The sequence below is a fragment of the Sivoneniella epilithica UHCC 1019 genome, assembly GCF_040830845.1.
Classification (GTDB): Bacteria; Cyanobacteriota; Cyanobacteriia; order Leptolyngbyales; family Leptolyngbyaceae; genus ULC077BIN1.
Map to the genome: position 1 here is coordinate 79,857 of NZ_JBFPDP010000015.1, position 14,713 is coordinate 94,569.

Genomic DNA, 14,713 nt, shown 5'->3' on the forward strand with positions numbered 1-14,713 from the left:
GGTGAGGGCTGTAAATGTAGGATGCACCCCACTCCAATCCTTGCTAGAGTCATGACTCTATGGTGCCCAAATTCCTAGCGCCCAAATCCCTTTAATGTTTTTATTTCTCTCTAAGCTATTGCCACTATTTTTGTATCCGCTGGGTCTAGCTTGCCTGCTGCTGTTGTTGGCGTTAGGGCTACTGTTGTGGCGGCGATCGCGGTTGGCGATGATCCCCGTTGGGTTAGCGCTGATCGTTCTCTTAGTCAGCAGTAATGGTTGGATCAGTGTTGCCTTAGTTAAGTCGTTAGAATTTCAACACCTGCCCCAAGGCGAGTTGCCTACAGCAGACGCGATCGTGGTGTTGGGTGGAGCCACTAGACCTGCTTTTGCGCCTCGTCCGTGGGTTGAGGTGCAAGAGGAAGGCGATCGCGTGTTATATGGTGCCAAGCTCTATCGAGAGGGGAAAGCAACCCGTGTGATTTTGAGTGGCGGCAGAATTGAGTGGTTTGGTAAATCGAATCCCGAATCTGAAGACATGGCGACTTTAATGGAGCCGATGGGTGTGCCGCGCTCTGCCATGCTGCAAGACCCGACTTCTTTAAACACGCGAGAAAATGCGGTGAATGTGAAGAAAATCATGGACGAAAACGGCATTCGTCGGATCTTGCTAGTCACTTCAGCCATGCATATGCCGCGATCTCTGCGGATTTTCCAAAAGCTAGGAATGGATGCGATTCCAGCACCAACAGATTTTTTGGTCAGCGATCGCGATTTAGAAGCGTTACAAACCAGTCCCCAATCGGTGGTGCTGAGCTTGCTCCCCGAAGCCGATCAACTCCGCAACATCACCCGTGCCCTTAAAGAATATATTGGCATGGTGATCTATTGGCTGCGCGGCTGGATTTAGCTCAGCCGTTCTTTTGTAGCCCTTAGAAGGAAAAATCATGAAGTTTCTCAAACATTTTTAGGAGTAGTTGCTCACTAAAACATAAACAAACGTAAACAAAAATGTCCGTTTTTTTATCAAATTGTGTCAGTTAAGCTCCCAAACCCTCATGAGGTAAGCTTTTCTGATACAAACAGGGATGTGCAACGTAAAATGTAAGGTCTGATTTCTTGCTGTCACGATGGTCCCGATTTTTTGTTTTATGTCCCGCTTTTCATCCTGTTGGTGGGCAAATGCAAATCGAAAGTCCTGATCGAAAGTCCTGAGAGACTCAGCATTGACCTTTAGTAATAACGACTTGCAATTGCATGATTTAAGGAGCCTAACCGCATGTTTACTCACGTCAAGCCCACCATTAGGCATGTTGCACCCGAAATCCTAGGCGGGCGCAGTCTAGTGAAGGTGGTTTATGTCGTGCTAGAGCCTCAATATCAAAGCGCTCTTTCTGCCGCTGTTCGATCGATTAATCAGACTCATCCGAGTATTGCGGTTGAAATTAGCGGTTACTTAATTGAAGAACTCCGCGATCCCACGAACTTTGACGACTTCAAGCGGGATGTTTCTCAAGCCAATATTTTTATCGCCTCGTTGATTTTTCTAGAAGATTTGGCAGACAAAGTAGTAGAAGCGGTGGAACCATATCGCGATCGCCTGGATGTGTCGGTCGTCTTCCCTTCAATGCCCCAAGTCATGCGCCTGAATAAAATGGGCAGTTTCTCCTTGGCACAAATTGGGCAATCCAAAAGCGCGATCGCTAGCTTCATGAAAAAGCGCAAGGAAAAATCGGGTGCAGGCTTCCAGGATGCCATGCTGAAGTTGCTTCGCACGTTGCCCCAAGTCCTCAAATACCTGCCCATGGATAAGGCGCAGGATGCCCGCAACTTTATGCTCAGCTTCCAGTATTGGCTGGGCGGTTCTCAAGAAAACCTGGAAAACTTCCTGCTGATGCTGGCAGACAAGTACGTGTTTAAGGGCGAAGTGGGCATCAACGGCAGTGCTGCCCCGATTTTTCAATATCAAGATCCGGTGACTTACCCTGATATCGGTATTTGGCATCCCCTCGCGCCCACGATGTATGAAGACGTGAAAGAATACCTCAACTGGTTTTCTTCCCGCTCAGATCTTCCAGCCGACATGCGCGATCCCCTAGTGCCAACGATTGGACTGGTGTTACAACGAACTCATTTAGTCACGGGTGACGATGCTCATTACGTGTCGATGGTGTCTGAGTTGGAGGCAATGGGGGCGCGGGTGCTGCCCGTGTTTGCAGGCGGGTTAGATTTCTCCAAGCCGGTAGAAGCATTTTTCTATGATCCCATTCATAAAACTACTCCGCTAGTGGATGTGGTGGTATCGCTAACGGGCTTTGCCTTGGTGGGGGGTCCGGCACGACAAGATCATCCCAAGGCGATCGAAGCGTTGACTCGGCTAAATCGTCCTTATATGGTGGCATTGCCGTTGGTATTTCAAACAACGGAAGAATGGCAAGATAGCGAACTGGGATTGCACCCCATTCAAGTGGCGTTGCAGATCGCTCTGCCGGAACTGGATGGCGGCATTGAGCCAATTATTCTCTCTGGGCGGGATGGCAACACGGGTAAGGCGATCGCCCTCCAAGATCGAGTGGAAGCGATCGCTCAACGGGCGATGAACTGGGCAAATCTGCGCCGCAAACCCAAACTGCATAAGCGAGTTGCCATTACCGTCTTCAGCTTTCCGCCTGATAAAGGCAACGTTGGCACAGCGGCTTATCTGGACGTGTTTGGCTCCATTTACAAAGTGCTAGAATCGCTGCGCGACAATGGCTACGACGTACAAGAACTGCCGGAGTCTGCTGAAAAGCTAATGCTGGAAGTGCTGCACAACGCCCAAGCCCAGTTCAACAGCCCTGAACTCAACATCGCCTACAAAATGTCGGTGCCCGAATATGAAGCCCTTACGCCCTACCACGAACGTTTGATTCCGTCTTGGGGTCCGGCTCCTGGAAACCTGAATACCGACGGGCAAAATCTGTTGATTTACGGCAAGTCGTTTGGCAACGTCTTCATTGGGGTGCAGCCGACATTTGGCTATGAAGGCGACCCGATGCGGCTACTGTTCTCCCGCTCCGCCAGCCCTCATCACGGGTTTGCCGCCTACTATACCTACCTGGAAAAAATCTGGAAAGCCGATGCAGTGCTGCACTTTGGCACCCATGGTTCCCTAGAATTTATGCCCGGAAAGCAAATCGGCATGTCGGATGAGTGCTTCCCCGATAGCCTGATTGGTGCGATTCCAAATCTCTACTACTACGCGGCAAACAATCCCTCGGAAGCCACGATCGCTAAGCGTCGCAGCTATGCCGAAACCATCAGCTACCTAACTCCTCCGGCTGAAAATGCGGGCTTGTATAAGGGGTTAAAGGAACTCAGCGAACTGATCGCGTCCTATCAAACTCTGAAAGACACGGGGCGGGGCGAATCGATTACGAACACCATTATGGATCAATGCCGTGTGGTGAATTTAGACAAAGATGTAGCTTTACCCGATAAAGATGCGCGGGATTTAACCGCTGAAGAGCGCGATACCGTGGTTGGCAAGGTCTACATCAAACTGATGGAGATTGAATCACGGCTGCTCCCCTGTGGGTTACATGTGATTGGCAAACCGCCCACCGCCGAAGAAGCGATCGCCACCCTAGTGAATATTGCCAGTCTCGATCGCGAAGAAGACAGCATTCTCAGTCTGCAACGGATCATCGCTAACAGCATTGAGCGCAACATTGACGAGATTTATGCCAACAGCGATCGCGGCGTTCTTAACGATGTAGAGCTTTTGAATAACATCAACATGGCAGTTCGTACCGCTGTTGCTGCGATGGTTCACGCCCAAATTGACGAAGAAGGGCGCGTCTCCAAGCTTTCTATGTTTAGCAATCTGTTTAACAACAAAAAAGCGCCTTGGGTCGAAGCGCTTCACACCGCAGGCTATACCGCCGTTGATTCTGAACTCCTCAAGCCTCTGTTCGAGTATCTTCAGTTTTGCCTCAAACAAGTGGTTGCCGATAATGAATTAGGCGCTCTATTAGTCGGGCTAGATGGTCAATATATTATCCCTGGTCCCGGTGGCGACCCGATTCGCAATCCCGATGTGTTGCCCACGGGCAAAAATATCCACGCCCTTGATCCCCAATCAATTCCCACTGCGGCAGCGGTGCGATCGGCAAAAGTGGTGGTCGATCGCCTGCTCGATCGCCAGCGACAAGAAAACAATGGTGCTTATCCCGAAACGATCGCCTGCGTTCTTTGGGGCACCGACAACATCAAAACCTACGGCGAATCCCTTGCCCAAATTCTCTGGATGGTCGGAGTCAAGCCTATGCCGGACTCCCTCGGACGGATTAACAAGCTAGAGCTATTATCCTTAGAAGAATTGGGTCGTCCCCGGATTGATGTCGTCGTCAACTGCTCCGGAGTCTTCCGCGATTTGTTCATCAATCAAATGGCACTGCTCGATCGCGCCGTTAAAATGGCAGCCGAAGCCGACGAACCACTGGAAATGAACTTCGTCCGTAAACATGCGCTCAAGCAAGCCGAAGACATGGGCATTAACCTCCGCCAAGCCGCAACCCGAATTTTCTCCAATGCCTCCGGCTCCTACTCCAGCAACATCAACCTGGCGGTGGAAAACGGCACCTGGGAAAACGAGCAGGAACTGCAAAACATGTACCTGTCTCGCAAAGGGTTCGCCTTCTCATCCGATAACCCCGGCATGATGGATCAAAGCGAAGACCTATTCAAAGCGGCACTCAAAACCGCCGATGTTACCTTCCAAAATCTGGACTCATCCGAGATTTCCCTTACCGATGTTTCCCACTACTACGATTCTGACCCCACCAAAATTGTTGCAGGTCTGCGGAATGACGGCAAAAAGCCTACGGCTTACATGGCAGACACAACTACCGCTAATGCCCAAATCCGTACCTTATCGGAAACCGTTCGCCTTGACTCGCGAACCAAACTGCTCAATCCTAAGTGGTACGAAGGGATGCTTTCCCACGGCTATGAAGGAGTGCGGGAACTGTCGAAGCGACTGGTGAATACGATGGGTTGGTCTGCCACTGCTGATGCTGTGGATAACTGGGTCTATGAAGACACCAACACCACTTTCTTTAAAGACGAAGAAATGAGCAAGCGGTTGATCGATCTCAACCCCAACTCGTTCCGTAAAATGGTGACAACCTTGCTGGAGGCAAATGGGCGCGGCTACTGGGAAACCAGCGAGGAAAACCTCGATAAACTGCGCGAACTTTACCAACAGGTGGAAGATCGGATTGAAGGAATTGAGTAGCCCAAAACTATTCACTGTAAATTTTGGTCTGCGAAGTAACCCAACAACGACCCAGAAACCTCCTAACACCAGCGATCGCACGCTTCCTTGTATGGCGACGATTGAGCGATCGCTGGTCTAGAAAAAATCTAACTCAGACCGTGATCAACCTCTGGAGTATCCACACGTCCTCGGTTTAGCGCCAGCGGCGATCGCCTGATTGTCATGGCAACGATTGATAGTTTCAACGAATTGAACGAGGCGAATTATTGCCCCGTACTTGGACAGTCCACATCAAGCGGACCGTTTCTAATGATGCGGTGTTTGATGGGGCTAACGCGATCGCCCGAATCTCGGATTGCGGCATCCATCTCGTTGGGAAGTGATGAGTCAACTCCCTGCCATCTTGCCTGTTCCGCTTTATCAACATTAAGTGCTCCGGCTGGTGCGAGAACTCAGAAAATGTCAGGCGATCGCCCAGGTAGTTCAAAACTAGGGATGAGGAATAAAAATTGTCTCTATCGTGCTGGCTAACGAAATCCATTTCTTTAACAAACCCCGATGTCAGGGGCAAAAATTCACTACATTAGAAGGACTTGATCTTGAAGACAAGTTTCCGGCATTGCTGAATCTGAGGATGAAATTTGTAGGGGCAATCCCTTGTGGTTGCCCTCGATCTCCGGCAGGGTAGGCACAAGACCTACCCCTACAGTCAGAAATCATACTTATCTTCAGCAACACCAAGTTTCCTAGCCCTTACTCCCTAGCTCTCCTTCCCATGCTTTACCGACGTTTTGGACGGACTGAACTACTAATGCCTGTGTTCTCTTGTGGGGGAATGCGATATCAATACAAGTGGCAAGATGTGGCACTGAAAGCTATTCCAACGGATAATCAGGCAAATTTGGAGGCAACGATCGCGCGATCGCTAGATGTTGGCATCAATCACATTGAAACGGCACGGGGCTACGGCAGTTCAGAACTACAGCTTGGGCAAGTCCTGCCTCAGTTTCCTCGCGAAAAGCTAATTATTCAAACTAAAACCTCTCCCAAAGAGAACGTCAAGGAGTTTCGCAAAACAATTGAGCAATCCTTGGCAAATCTAAAGTTGGACTATATTGATCTCTTTGGAATGCATGGGATTAATACCAATGAAATCTTAGACTGGGCGGTGCGTCCCGGTGGCTGCATGGAGGTCGTTCGCGACTTTCAGCAGCAGGGCAAAATTCGCCATGTGGGGTTTTCCACCCATGCCGCAGACCCGCAAGTGATTGTCCGTGCTTGTGAAACTGGACAATTTGACTATGTGAATTTGCACTGGTATTACATCAATCAGCGGAATTGGGATGCCGTACAAGCCGCCACTCGTCAAGACATGGGTGTGTTCATCATCAGCCCATCCGACAAAGGAGGAATGCTCTATAGTCCGCCTCAGCGCTTGGTTGATCTCTGTGCGCCGCTTAGCCCAATTGTGTTCAACAATTTATTTTGTCTGAGCCATCCGCAAGTTCATACACTGAGTGTAGGAGCGGCTCGTCCCCAAGATTTTGATGAACATCTGAAAACCTTGGAGTTGCTCGATCGCGCTGATGAAGTGCTGCCACCGATTTTGCAGAGGCTAGAAGAAGCCGCGATCGCTCGATTGGGTGAAGACTGGTACAAAACCTGGCATGTAGGATTGCCTACGTTTGACAAAACACCAGGACGGTTAAACATTCCCGTTGTACTGTGGCTGTGGAACTTGGCGATCGCCTTCGACATGACTGACTATGCCGCCATGCGCTATAACCTGCTGGGTGAAGCAAGCCACTGGTTTCCCGGTGCCAAGGTCGATCAAATCGACCTCACCGCGCTCAAGCCTTACTTAAAAAACAGTCCTCATGGAGATAAAATTCCTGCCATTTTGCAACAAGCCCACGACTTGCTCGGTGGACAGACCTTAAAGCGCCTGTCCCAGTCCTAAGCCTGCCGCGATCTCACGCTTCATCCCGATCTTCTGCATCACCTTAACGAGGAAGATTGACATATTCTACGGGGGGGTATAGTCAGCGCAAATTTGCAATCCCCCCCCCTGAATATGAAGTGCAACGCCTTGTTCGCGCGATTGGCTCAAAGCGGTGTCGGGTCGCTGAGTGTTTTACTGATCAATCAAGTTGGCGCGATCGCCCAATCGATTACTCCCGCAGTCGTTGCCGCAGAAGTCCTCAGCCCCAACTACGCAACAGCCGAAATGGGGCAAGTTACCTCCGTTTCTCAATTAAGCGATGTTCGCCCGACAGATTGGGCATTCCAAGCATTGCAATCTTTGGTTGAGCGCTATGGCTGCATTGTGTGTGGGCTATCCTGACAAAACCTATCGCGGCAACCGTGCCCTCAGCCGCTATGAATTTGCTGCTGGGTTAAACGCTTGTCTCGATAAAATCCAAGAACTGATTGCTGCTGCTACCGCTGATTTTGTCAAAAAAGAAGACCTAGAGGTCATTAAAAAACTGCAAGAAGAGTTTGCTGCTGAATTGGCTAGCCTCCGAGGGCGGGTTGATAGCTTAGATTTGCGGGTTTCTACCTTAGAAAAGCAGCAATTCTCGACGACTACAGTGCTTTCGGGTGAAGCGGTATTTACACTAACGCAAGAATTTAATCGTAGAGTCGGTAATCAAACTGTATTGCCCCAAAGATTTACGGCGTTGCATAATTAAGGGATGATATTGAGTAAATGACCTATGCAATGCCCGGAATGTGGATCGACTAACATCCGTAAGAATGGACATCGAAGAGGTAAACAAAACCACATTTGTGCTGATTGCCGACGACAGTTCCTTGAGGATTATCAAGTTCATCTGGGCTATCCCGATGAGTTCAGGCAGGAATGCCTCAAAATGTATGTCAATGGCATCGGCTTTCGGGGCATTGAACGGGTTAAAGGGGTGCATCATACGACAGTGATTAGCTGGGTCAAAACGGTCGGTGAAAATCTCCCGGATGCCGATGATCCAGACCAAATTCCCCAGGTAGGTGAACTGGATGAACTGGAAACCTTTGTGGGATCAAAAAAAACAAAATTTGGCTGTGGACAGCGGTAGACCACTTTTGTAAAAGCATCTTAGGCTGGGTCTTGGGCGATCACAGTGCCCAAACCTTGAAGCCTTTGTGGTTCGTTGTAGCAACGGGGCAGTGCTATTTCTATGTCACGGATGGATGGTCTGTTTATCCTGGTTTTATCTCAGAGGGTGACCCGATTGTCAGCAAGACTTACATGACACGGGTAGACGGTGAAAATACCCGCTTACGCCATTATTTAGTCCGTCTCCATCGTAAAACGTTGTGTTACTCAAAGTCCGTAGAAATGCTAGGTCATTCCATCCGGCTGTTAATTCATTCCCTCAAGTTTGGTGATGTACCTGTCCCTCAACGCCCCTAGCTATTCATCCCTCTATTCAGCAATGCCAGAAAGGCTTACCCGAAACCGGAGACTATCCCCAATCCGTGGCAACCACCTGGCTGTTGAACTTTGAAGAGGTGGAAAAGCGATCGCCTGCCTCGGTGCCGATTTTGCAGTTGAGCGCCGTCTTAGCCGCCGATGACATTTTCGAACAATTGTTACTGGTCTGCGCCAAGGAATTTGGCTTGCTAGCCTGCACCGATGAGTTGGCATTCGCAGAACAGTTGGCAGCCCTGACAGACTTTTCCCTGATTCAGCGAGAGCAAACCACAGCACGCTACAGCATTCACCGCATGGTGCAGGCGGTCATCTGGCATGGCTTGACTGAGGCTGAGCGGCAAGACTGGACACAACGCGCCATTGCTGGACTGAATGCGGTGTTTCCTGATGTGACGAAGTTTGAGAACTGGCAAATTTGTGGACGACTGGTGCCCCATGTGCAGGCGATCGCCAAGCTAACCGCCGCAACCTGGTCAACTACCACCTGGGCATCGCTCCTTAATCAAGCAGGCTATTACTTAACCGAACAAGGACGCTATGGGGCAGCAGAAACGTTATACCAGCGATCACTTCAGATTATAGAACAGCAGTTAGGGGTGGATCATCCCGATACCGCCACCAGTCTGAATAATTTGGCACATTTGTACTATTCCAAAAGACGCTACAGCGAGGCGGAACCCTGGTACCTTTGGGCGATAGCTATCCTGTTTAACCATTTGGAAGACGACCATCCCAACACCCAAATGGTCTGGAACAATTTTCAACAGTTCCTTGAGCAAGTTTTGCAAGAGCGACGCACTAGAGAACTCTCAGATCATCAATTGACGCAACACCTGTTAGAGGAGCTAGCCTGGAATTAAGCATGAGGGGTGAGGGAAAAGGGAGTAGCGATTGCTCTGCGAAAAATTGAAATAAGGAACGACTATCTAAAATCACACCTGCGACAAGTGTTGCAATGTGTATTGTGAACTATTGCAGTCTGCACAAATGTGTTGCAGGTTTGTGATGCTTCGTTATGAATCGTGCCTATTTTGATAGGGCTTCAATTCTTTGAACTGGCTAAAATAGAGGGTATTGTATCGTGGAATCCGTTTATCTAGGCTTTGTTAGCTTAAAGCATAGGATTTTTAGGAGTTCTGTGGATTGGGTAAGCGGCTAGGATGCACGATTACAGAGTCTCTAGAAGTTTTCTATAGAGGGTTTATGGCTATTAACGTTCGTCAAGTCTATGCCAATCTCAAGCATATCGATGAGGTTGATCCGGTAACGGGCGCTAAATATCGTCAGTCGGCTCAAGAGGCAATTGCTGAACCGGGCATTAGCCTAGCTCGGCGGATGGTAATTGCCGATCGCTTGATGCAGGCAAATCACTTTTTGGGCATGAAAACCGCTACCAACGGCGATAGCTACTAATCTTTATTCCTCTACGATCGCGGATATAGCCATGCGGTGACTCCATCGGCGATCGCCCGTGCTAGCTTCTTCTGCTCTGCCGCATTGGCAATCCATTCATATTCAGTGGGGTTAATCATAAACCCCAGTTCTAGCAGCACCGATGGGGTGTTAGATGGACGAGTTAAGGCTAAGTTATTCCAAAACACTCCATAGGAAGGGCGTTTGAGCGTTTTGACTAGGTAGTTATGCAAAAAAATTGCCAAACTATGCGCTTGAGTTTGATACCAAAACGTTGAGACACCCTGAGTTTTGATCGCATCGCCACTATCCGGCAGTGCATTGTAGTGAACGCTTAGGGCGATCGTGGGCTGAGATGTGGCAATCAGGTTTACCCGGTCTTGCAAACCCACATCGAGATCTTTTTCGCGAGTCATGATCACAGTCGCGCCCCGCTGAATCAATTCATCTCGTAGCAGCTTAGAAGTCTTCAATGCAAAGTCTTTTTCTGGTATCCCGGCAGGTCCCACCGATCCCAAGTCTTCCGGTCCTCCATGCCCTGGATCGAGCAGAATTTTTGTTCCTCTGAGAGGTTTTGCCGCGAGCGTATTTCCTTTTCCACCACTTTTCACGTTGGGTGGATGCCTGAGCGCCAGAACTAAACTGGTGCCTTCATACCGTAGCGTGTAGCCCCATTGCTGAGGTGTTTTCAGGTTAAAAACATATTGCACCTGCCCGGGTTGGGTTTGCTGCCAGTCGAGACGGGCAATCAACGGGTCATCGTCTAGCCGGATGGTGTCGGTTTGGGCGGTGGTGTTGTAAAGGGTGAGGGTGAACGTGCGATCGCCCTGCTGTACTGCGATCGGAACCGGCACCTGCAACGGAAAAACAATCTCTGTCCAGTCGCCTACTTGTCTTGCCTTAACGCTGCGAATCAATGAAGTGGGCGGAACAGCCGTGCGCCGCACTTGCACTTCTGGACGCTTGATCCAGGCACCATAATCTAAACGCACCCAATCGCCCTCATAGCCAGTGACTCTTGCCAGCGTGCCTTTTGGCAGCGGCGTTAGGCGAGAATAGTCGGTGCTGGGTCCCGTGCGGGCTGTGCCAGCATCGGCGGTCACTTCTGCGACTTCTAGCTGGGTGGGCGACAAAATTTGGATATTGCCCGTCCCCAGTTGGCGCGTGGTATTGCCGCCCAAGTTCAGTTCAAAGACGGGGTTGCCTAAATCGCCGATTAGCACCGTGCGCCCACAGCCTCGGTAAAAGCTAGCTTCACTCACGGCAACGGGTTGATTTTGCTGAGTTAATACGGCGGAGTTCGGCGGCAATTCGATAAATTGAGATTGCGGTTGAAGGGGGATCGTTTGTTTGGTGCCTAAGCGAACCCCAACGGTGGCTCCGGGTGGGGCGATCGCCCCAAAGCAGATTAACTCATCGGGTAGCCTGCCAATATTCACAGCAGGGGTCAGGGATTCTTTAGCAAACGTGTTGCCAATTGGCAAGGGCACACCGCTGGTTTCGCGGGTGACGGTGCGCTTCAGTTCTTGGGTGCCATAGCGAAAGGTGAACTGGTTGGTGCCAATTTGCAGGGGAAAGCTGGGGGCAAAGTGTCCAGCACTGCTACGGGCGATCGCCTGCCCGTTGACCAAGACTTGTCCCCCAACGGGAGCCGTACCAATGAAAAAGATTTTGGGTGCCGTCGTTTGATGGGTTGGCGGTGGATAGGCGATAAACAGTTTAGGCTGGGCTGCGATTGCGCCAACCGAAAGTGCGATCGCGCAAACCATAGAGAGGCAAAAACAGGTGACTAGCGTCAACGAAACAGGAATTTTCATAGGAGATTTTCACGAACCTCGCTGTGTTATGGCAACGGATGAATAGGTTAGGACACAAAGATCTTTGAGAAGTAACGCAATGTGCGACTTTCTTGAAACCGTCCAAAAGCAGCCCTCACCCTAGCCCTCTCCCGCAGGAGAGGGAACCAGAGATCTTTTGAAATCCCCTCTCCTGTGGGAGAGGGGTTTGGGGTGAGGGTTCTTAGTTGCACATCGCGTAGAGTAAGGAATAACGGATGGTCGTTGTCTCGACCTTTCTTCGTACTGCCATACAATTCAAAATTCAAAATTCAAAACGTATCATTTCAGCTTAGCCCGTTATGGGGTTTGGATAACCGTCTTGATGCCAGTAAGCAAGGCGACAATAGCCGCAGTCTCGATTCATCGCAGCAAAAAGCAGAAGAAACATCATGTCCCTTCTGCCTGAGCCGATTCTAAGCTTTTAGATTTGTTGCGATTGACCTTACTTCAATAGGTAAAGCAGGATGAACAAGATGATCCAAATGACATCGACGAAGTGCCAATAAATTTCAGCCGCTTCAATGCCAAAGTGACTGGTGCTGGAGTAGTGACCGGGTTTGCGCGATCGCCACAAAACACCCAACATCAAGATCACCCCAAAGAAAACGTGCAGCCCGTGAAATCCTGTCAACACATAAAACGTGCTGGCAAAAAGATTAGTCTTAAGTCCAAACTCTAAATGGAAATATTCATAAAGCTGACCCGCCAGAAACACAGCACCGATCGCGGCAGTGATGGCAAACCACATCCGCATTCCTTTTACGTCATCCTTTTTGATCGCCGTGTCTGCGTTGTGGATCACAAAGCTACTGGAAATTAGGATGATAGTGTTGATTCCGGGCAGCAGTAATTCTAGTTCTGGCGTACCTTCGGGGGGCCACACCGGGGCGACTGCCCGAAACGTCAGATAGGCGATGAACAGCCCCATAAAAATCATAGCTTCCGCCACCAGGAAAACAATGATGCCAAAAATCCGATGATCGGGGTGGGCATGATGTCCGTGGGCAGTCTCCGAATGATGACTGGTGACAATTTGAGTGGTCGTATCAAGTGCAGAACTTTGCATGGGTTTTTCCTTATCCTTGTGCCGCCGCCGCTTCCAATGCCAGAAATGGTCCCGCTTTAATAATTTTCACCGCTTCCTCTGTGCCGTATTCATAAGGACCGATCTCAAGCACGGGATCAATCTCAAAGTTTTCGACTGGCGGCGGCGAGGTCGTTTGCCATTCAAAAGTTAAGCCACCCCAAGGATTGCTAGAGGCTTTTTCTCCCTTGAACACGCTCCAGACGACGTTGAAGATGAACGGCAAGGTGGAAACCGCCAAGATGTAAGTGCCAATGGTGCAAACCAAATTGAGCGCTGTAAATTTAGGATCGTATTCCGCAATTCGACGGTTCATGCCTTCTAGACCCAGTTTGTGCATGGGCAAAAACGCCAAATTAAAGCCAATCAGCGTTAACGCGAAGTGAATTCTGCCTAGGGTTTCGTTGACCATGCGTCCCGTCATTTTGGGAAACCAGTGGTAGGTTCCGGCATAAATACCAAACACGCTGCCGCCAAACAAGACGTAGTGTAGATGGGCAACCACGAAGTAGGTGTCGTGGACGTGAATGTCAAAGGGTACGGCGGCTAACATGACTCCGCTAATCCCACCAATCACAAACATGGATAGGAAACCCATGGCAAACAGCATGGCGCTATTCAGCCGCAGCTTGCCGCCCCAGATAGTTGCCAGCCAGCCAAAAACCTTAATACCCGTGGGCACGGCGATAATCATGGTGTTAATCATGAAAAACATCCGCAGCCAGGGAGGGGTGCCGCTGGTGAACATATGGTGTGCCCAGACGATTAAGCCCAAAAAGCTGATGGCAAAACTGGAGTAGGCGATCGCCTTATATCCAAAAATCGGCTTACGGGAGTGAACGGGCAAAATCTCTGAAATTAGCCCAAACACCGGCAGCACCATAATGTAGACCGCTGGGTGCGAGTAAAACCAGAACATATGCTGGTAAACCACCGGATTACCGCCGCCTGTGGGATTGAAAAAAGCCGTGCCCACCACCAAATCAAACGACAGTAGGATCAATGCCCCTGCCAAGACGGGAGTGGAAATCAAAATCAGCGCCGAAGTTGCCAGCATTGCCCAACAAAACAAGGGCATTTTGTTTAAGGTCATGCCGGGAGCGCGCATTTTTAGGATCGTGACCAGAAAATTGACCGCACCCAAAATGGAAGACGTTCCCAAAATCAGCAGGCTTAAAATCCAAATCATTTCTCCCGGCTTGTTATAAACCAGGCTCAATGGCGGATAGGAAGTCCAGCCCGCACCCGGAGCGCCCACAAAGAAACTACTCAATAGCAGAATTCCGCCCGGTGGAATCATCCAAAAAGCGACGGCATTTAGCTTGGGAAATGCCATATCCCGTGCGCCAACCAGCAAGGGGATCAGGTAGTTTCCAAACGCTCCGGTTGCGGCAGGCACAATCCACAGAAAAATCATCACGGTGGCGTGAACTGTGAATAAGCCGTTATAGGTTTCCCGGCTGACAAAATCGACTTCAGGAGTGGCAAGTTCGGTGCGAATTAGCGTGGCTAAAAAGCCGCCCACAAAGTAGAAAAAGAACGAGGTAACCAGGTATTGAATACCAATTACTTTATGGTCAGTGCTAAAGCTAAAATACTTGAGCCATTCGCGCTTCTTTTCCTGAATGGGGGGCGCTTGCGGAGTTTTTGCCGCTTCGTCTTGCAGTAGTTGAGTCATAGGACTTTAACAAATAGATAAACGG

At 49.8% G+C, this 14,713-nt stretch carries 11 protein-coding genes and 1 pseudogene; 9 read left to right on the plus strand and 3 right to left on the minus strand.

Annotated features, from left to right (window positions below):
- Positions 1-118 precede the first annotated feature (118 nt).
- From AB3R30_RS11565 to AB3R30_RS11605, 9 genes and pseudogenes are all read left to right on the plus strand, one after another.
- Positions 119-889 (plus strand): YdcF family protein, encoded by a 771-nt coding sequence (locus AB3R30_RS11565; RefSeq protein ID WP_458649339.1) that lies wholly within the window; start codon positions 119-121, stop codon positions 887-889.
- A gap of 369 nt (positions 890-1,258) precedes the next feature.
- On the plus strand, positions 1,259-5,257 hold the full coding sequence (locus tag AB3R30_RS11570) for a magnesium chelatase subunit H (RefSeq protein WP_458649340.1): 3,999 nt from the start codon (positions 1,259-1,261) through the stop codon (positions 5,255-5,257).
- Positions 5,250-5,378 carry a hypothetical protein gene (locus AB3R30_RS11575; protein WP_458649341.1) on the plus strand — a complete coding sequence of 43 codons (129 nt, stop codon included), beginning with the start codon at positions 5,250-5,252 and terminating at the stop codon, positions 5,376-5,378. The genes AB3R30_RS11570 and AB3R30_RS11575 overlap by 8 nt, the downstream gene beginning before the upstream one ends.
- Before the next feature lie 170 nt (positions 5,379-5,548).
- On the plus strand, positions 5,549-5,770 hold the full coding sequence (locus AB3R30_RS11580) for a hypothetical protein (RefSeq protein ID WP_458649342.1): 222 nt from the start codon (positions 5,549-5,551) through the stop codon (positions 5,768-5,770).
- A gap of 244 nt (positions 5,771-6,014) precedes the next feature.
- Complete coding sequence (locus AB3R30_RS11585; RefSeq protein ID WP_458649343.1) at positions 6,015-7,199, plus strand: aldo/keto reductase; 1,185 nt, start codon at positions 6,015-6,017, stop codon at positions 7,197-7,199.
- 114 nt (positions 7,200-7,313) lie between these two features.
- Positions 7,314-7,872: pseudogene (locus tag AB3R30_RS11590) on the plus strand (iron uptake porin); the annotation flags it as partial.
- Positions 7,873-7,956: 84 nt separating this feature from the next.
- A protein-coding gene (locus AB3R30_RS11595) for an IS1 family transposase (RefSeq protein ID WP_458649344.1) occupies positions 7,957-8,654 on the plus strand; the annotation gives its coding sequence in 2 pieces (ribosomal slippage) (positions 7,957-8,281 and positions 8,281-8,654; 699 coding nt in all).
- A 65-nt stretch (positions 8,655-8,719) separates the two neighbouring features.
- On the plus strand, positions 8,720-9,535 hold the full coding sequence (locus tag AB3R30_RS11600; RefSeq protein ID WP_458649345.1) for a tetratricopeptide repeat protein: 816 nt from the start codon (positions 8,720-8,722) through the stop codon (positions 9,533-9,535).
- A gap of 343 nt (positions 9,536-9,878) precedes the next feature.
- The gene (locus AB3R30_RS11605; protein ID WP_458649346.1) at positions 9,879-10,088 is read left to right on the plus strand and encodes a hypothetical protein; all 210 of its coding nucleotides are present in this window, start codon (positions 9,879-9,881) and stop codon (positions 10,086-10,088) included.
- Positions 10,089-10,099: 11 nt separating this feature from the next.
- Here AB3R30_RS11605 and AB3R30_RS11610 read toward each other — a convergent pair whose 3' ends face one another.
- The 3 genes from AB3R30_RS11610 to ctaD form a co-directional block, all read right to left on the minus strand.
- On the minus strand, positions 10,100-11,905 hold the full coding sequence (locus AB3R30_RS11610; RefSeq protein WP_458649347.1) for an N-acetylmuramoyl-L-alanine amidase: 1,806 nt from the start codon (positions 11,903-11,905) through the stop codon (positions 10,100-10,102).
- Between the two features lie 463 nt (positions 11,906-12,368).
- On the minus strand, positions 12,369-12,992 hold the full coding sequence (locus AB3R30_RS11615) for a cytochrome c oxidase subunit 3 (RefSeq protein ID WP_458649348.1): 624 nt from the start codon (positions 12,990-12,992) through the stop codon (positions 12,369-12,371).
- 10 nt (positions 12,993-13,002) lie between these two features.
- Positions 13,003-14,688 carry a cytochrome c oxidase subunit I gene (gene ctaD, locus AB3R30_RS11620; RefSeq protein WP_458649349.1) on the minus strand — a complete coding sequence of 562 codons (1,686 nt, stop codon included), beginning with the start codon at positions 14,686-14,688 and terminating at the stop codon, positions 13,003-13,005.
- Positions 14,689-14,713 lie beyond the last annotated feature (25 nt).